The sequence below is a fragment of the Nostoc sp. genome (assembly GCF_054880495.1).
The window spans coordinates 1-4,735 of record NZ_JBTYKD010000317.1; the positions used below are offsets into that span (position 1 = coordinate 1).

Consider the following 4,735-nt stretch of genomic DNA (forward strand, 5'->3'; position numbering starts at 1 on the left):
CCTGGCTGGTCAAAATGCGAATTTGGGGTACTTACGATGGTCTGCGGCGTCCTTTGTCCGGTTTTATTTTGGCAACACTGTCTGTTTTGGAACCCCAGTTTGATGAAATACTTTCTTTTCTGCTGGAGCTGAATAACGATCCAGATAAAATAGTCGCCGCTTTAGGTCTTAATTTCAATCCTGATCAAGAGTTAGGTTTAATAAAATCAGCACATTCTATGCCTACAAGCCACGTTGAAAGCGAGTCGCTATATCAAAACCATTCTGAGAATAAAGAGATGTCCTCGGTTGTAACTGACAGCAAGATTGCGCCTGATTCTCCTGCTAAGACTCTAGACTCCAACTTGCCACGCGCTGATGAACTTGTGCCATCATTTACAGATATTGCTGAGGTAGTTCGCACACACAAACCGGAGTGGGTAGTTCCATTTGACACTAAAGTTGCTCCAGATACTCACGTAGAAATGCTATCTTCCGCTTTTGTAAGTGAATATCAACCACTACAATCATCGTCTCTTGAACAACTCCCTTCAGGAATATTGCTGACAATGACCACTGAGGTTAACAGCAAAGCCAAAACTATGCCATCTGTGGCATTAGCTACCAAGGTTTCTAGCAAGGAGAAAATAGTGCGTAGCGGCTTTGCAGCTTCTCGTCAGACATCGCCATCTGTCCGAATGCCTGTGGGCGCATTGGTGGCAATTACCACTGAGATTTCTAATAACGGCAAACCAGTGCGATCGCTAGCAATTACTACTGAGGTTAAGAGTAACAGCAAACATCCGAATATCCAACCACAAGACGTTAAAAGCAAAGCGAATTTACCAACCACTAATGCCCGTAGTCTAGCTTCTTGGGTAGATGAATTTTGTTACGGCACTAGGGATCAAGAGGAAAATATTTTTCTTTGAATTGCTTATGGGTACTCGTGAGAAACAAACGGTATTTCTACTACTTCACCGTCGGTTTCTCCCACTTGGACTTTCAAGCCCACGCCACCAGCTTTGCTGCGAATGTAACCTAGTCCAAAGTAACCATCAGAGGTTTCTATGTAACTGGTAAGTTTGCCAACCTTTTCATCTCCAACTGCGATCGCACTGCCAACTGACGCAGGGGCACTGAGCCGTATACCCAAAAGGTGTCGCTTTACACCTTTATATGTATTTAACCGAGCAATGGTTTCTTGCCCAATATAGCAACCTTTATTAAAAGAAATTGTTTGCCACAAACCGACTTCCAGAGGATTGTAATCATCTGTGAGTTCAGCATCTGGGGCAGGGCGGCCTTGTAAGATTCGCAAGGCATCCCAAGCGCGATCGCTCATCTCTACCGCCCCAGCTTCTAACAATTTGTTCCACACTGTTGCTTTATCAGTATAGGGGAAAGTTAAGGTGTATCCGGGAGATGCTAACCCACTACCCACAGCAATTTGCACTCCCTCGGCGGGAGCAATCGTGTATACTTTATGACTACCATGAGGTTGTCCGATGAGTTCGCCAATATCCAACTTTTCTAAAACAGCGTCGCTTTCTGGGCCAATCAGGCTGAAGGTGTTGGTGTCTTCTGTGATATCAGATAATTCCACCTTGTCAGCAAAGAAAATATATTTATCCAGCCATTCCATGAGAAACTGGCGACGGTTGGGTGAAACCAGCAGGATTATTGCATCTTCTTTAACGTAGGCGGTTACTAAATCAATTGTTCTAGCTGTGGAAGTGACAAAAACCGTATCACAACCTTGTCCTGGCTTGAGTATTTGGAAATTATTAGTACTTTGGTTGTGCAAGAAATTGAGGCGATCGTCCCCAGAAACTTTGATGCGTCCCCAGGAGGTGCGATCGCATATAGCAACCCCTTCTTTTGCGGCTTGGATAGCTGCTGCGTCTTTAGTGTCGATTGGAGATGTTGGCATGGTGATCACAAGTTGCCCTGTTTCAATGTTGTTTTACCATTTAATAAACCTCAGGCAACAATTGTGAAGTCAGCCGTTGTCAAGGTGGGAATATTAAGCAGATTGATAAATTCGGCTCCAGTTCCTAAGCCTGCTGCATTGCCATTTTGGTTATAGTACAGACTGCCACTACTGCGACTGTAAACCAGGAAAGCATTGCTGGTTGCAACTAAATCATCATCGTCTACAGTCGTAAAATTAGAAGCTTGACTCAACCCATTACCCACAATACTACTCAAAGCAGTAAAAGTGTTTTTACTCAACACCAACTTATCGCTTCCAGTGGTAAAATCAGTCAGAATATCGCTACCGAAATCGCTACTAGTAAAAGCTCGTCCGCTACTATACAAAAAGCGATCGCTATCTGCTCCACCTGTAAGAATATCATTTCCAGACCCACCAATTAAAATATCAGCCCCACTTCCACCTGTCAACACATCATTACCAGTCCCCCCATTCAGGGTATTATTGAGGCTATTGCCAATCAAGCGATCGCTACCATTACCACCAACCACATTTTCAATTACATTATTAGCTGATAGGGTCAATTTCAAGTTACTATTGACTGTCTGGGTGGTAATGATGCCTAAATTTACTCGTATATCTGTATTAGTACCACTAAAACTTAAAGAATCATTCCCACCTGTGGTAGTTTCTTGAATGCGATCGCTACCTAATGGGGTAGAAGCATTGAATGCGTAAGTATCATTCCCCAGACCACCAGTGAGAATATTATTGCCACTATTACCCGTCAATATATTATTGCCACTATTGCCAGTGCCGTTAATATTGCTGGTTCCAATCAGAGTTAGATTATCGACACCATTAGCTAAGGTTGTTGTGGTACTAGCTTGTAAGGTGTTAGTGATGGGGACAGTTCCAGTGGCTACTTGTGCTTCAAATGCGCCAATATCAACTTTAGGGCCAACAAGCCGCGCCAAGCCTCGTTGGTCGTAGGGAATGGGTTCTGAAGTGTTGCCATCGCCGTCAAGGTCTTGTGTATCAGCAGGAATCAAGTTGTTGTTGCCGGCGTTAATGGCTGGGCTACCAGTCAGGAGGGCATGGGTAAGGGTGATTCCGCCGTTATTTTGTAGGGGGCTGAGTCCGGGGTAAGGGTTGACGATATCTGTACCAGTGCCTACAGTGCCACTGGCTCCAGCTAGAGAGCCAATTAGATTATAATTATTGCCGTTAACTGTCCCTTGAATATCTTTGCCTGTACCCTGGTTATCATAATTACCAAAATTTCCGGCAACAATTGTGTTCTTTAAATTGGCACTGCCATTAATTCCACCTCCTCCTAAATCGCCCGCCGTATTATTGGTAATGGTGCTGTTAAGTATATTTGTAACAGTGCCCGGACTAGAATCTATACCACCGCCACCGGTTTCTGCACTGTTGCCACTAATTGTCGTGTTAACTAAAGCAATAGAGCCGCCGTTACCTTCGATACCACCACCAGCGCTACCAGGGCTTTCTACACTATTATCACTAACTGTAGTGTTTATCAGCGTCAATGTTGCATACAAGTTGTTGTAGATTCCACCTCCAAAATATGAGCTATTATTACTTATTGTGGAGTCAATCGCAACCACAGTGCCAGAGTTAAGGATACCGCCACCGTCGAGAGCTTGATTGTTACTGATAGTAGAACCATTTCGCAAGTAGACTGTACCATCGTTGTAGATGCCGCCTCCCTTATAAAAACTGGACACTTGGTTGCCTGTAAGCGTCGAATTAGACAAATCGAGAAAGCCATTAGAATCAACCCTAATACCTCCACCATCGTCAGATATATTGCCGCCTGTAACCACTACATTCTGTAAGGCTAAGGCTCCTCCAGTAAGTACATCAAAGACGCGATCGCTATTTATTAAACCGGAAGCATCAATAGTTGCTTTTTGTCCACCAACTGCCACAATATAAACTAGATTTTTGCGACTTTTAATATCTAAATCTCCGGTGAGGGCATTATCTTCATCAATCCCGTTCGATGTTAGGTTGTAAGTTGCTCCTCCTGTTAAGTGGATTTCATAGCCAGTATTCGGGTTTGCATTGGCAATTAAAATCGCATCCCGCAGAGATAACCCATTAGCAGCACTGCCATCATTTTGATCGGCTGTGGTATTGACTGTCAAAATTGTAGGAGCCATTTTACATTTCCTGAATTTATTATAAAAATTATCTCAAAAAGATTACATTTATAAAAATAATTTTAGAACGCCGCTCAAGTTGTTTTCACTACTGCGGTTTTTGATTCACCTGTAACCAAATTTCTAAACTACCTAGTAACCACAACTTCAGACTATATGTTCCATAATTTCTGCGAATAAATCATCAAGTAGTTCTTTCTGCTCTTGAAGTAGTTCAACAGTTCTTTAAGTTTAATTTCATCTAAGTGCATTAGACGTAGGTTGGGTGGAGCAGAGCGCAACCCAACTGATTATCAGGATGTTGGCTTTGGCAAAGCCTCCAACGCCACTTGCTACAACGCGGAAAACCCGCGCAACGCAGTGGCTCCCCAACCGACAATTTTTTTGCAACATTCTAGCCAAGAGGGTCTACTACAAGACTGTCTAAGCTTAAAATAGTGGATTAGACGTAGGTTGGGTGGAGCGGAGCGCAACCCAACTGATTATCAGGATGTTGGCTTTGGCAAAGCCTCCAACGCCACTTGCTACAACGCGGGAAACCCGCGCAACGCAGTGGCTCCCCAACCGACAATTTTTTTGCAACATTCTAGCCAAGAGGGTCTACTACAAGACTACCGAGATTTTTTCAGAA

3 protein-coding genes and 1 pseudogene are annotated in these 4,735 nt (G+C 43.6%); 1 reads left to right on the plus strand and 3 read right to left on the minus strand.

The annotated features are described in order from the left end of the window. On the plus strand, positions 1 to 911 hold a 911-nt coding region (locus tag ACYTXL_RS27575), incomplete at its 5' end, for a DUF5331 domain-containing protein (protein ID WP_461927469.1). Positions 912 to 916: 5 nt separating this feature from the next. Here the strand turns inward: ACYTXL_RS27575 and ygfZ are convergent. The 3 genes and pseudogenes from ygfZ to ACYTXL_RS27590 all read right to left on the minus strand — a co-directional run. After that, positions 917 to 1,912, minus strand: coding sequence for a CAF17-like 4Fe-4S cluster assembly/insertion protein YgfZ (gene ygfZ / locus ACYTXL_RS27580; protein WP_461927470.1), 996 nt, complete (start codon positions 1,910 to 1,912; stop codon positions 917 to 919). 50 nt (positions 1,913 to 1,962) lie between these two features. Then, positions 1,963 to 4,104 carry a choice-of-anchor Q domain-containing protein gene (locus tag ACYTXL_RS27585; protein WP_461927471.1) on the minus strand — a complete coding sequence of 714 codons (2,142 nt, stop codon included), beginning with the start codon at positions 4,102 to 4,104 and terminating at the stop codon, positions 1,963 to 1,965. Positions 4,105 to 4,251: 147 nt separating this feature from the next. Next, positions 4,252 to 4,320, minus strand: a pseudogene (locus ACYTXL_RS27590) (hypothetical protein); the annotation flags it as partial. Between the last annotated feature and the right edge of the window lie 415 nt (positions 4,321 to 4,735).

What these genes read in the sequence shown, in the direction of transcription:
- ygfZ (WP_461927470.1), bottom strand. Translation starts at nt 1,912, where the DNA reads ATGCCAACATCTCCAATCGACACTAAAGACGCAGCAGCTATCCAAGCC.
- ACYTXL_RS27585 (WP_461927471.1), bottom strand. Translation starts at nt 4,104, where the DNA reads ATGGCTCCTACAATTTTGACAGTCAATACCACAGCCGATCAAAATGAT.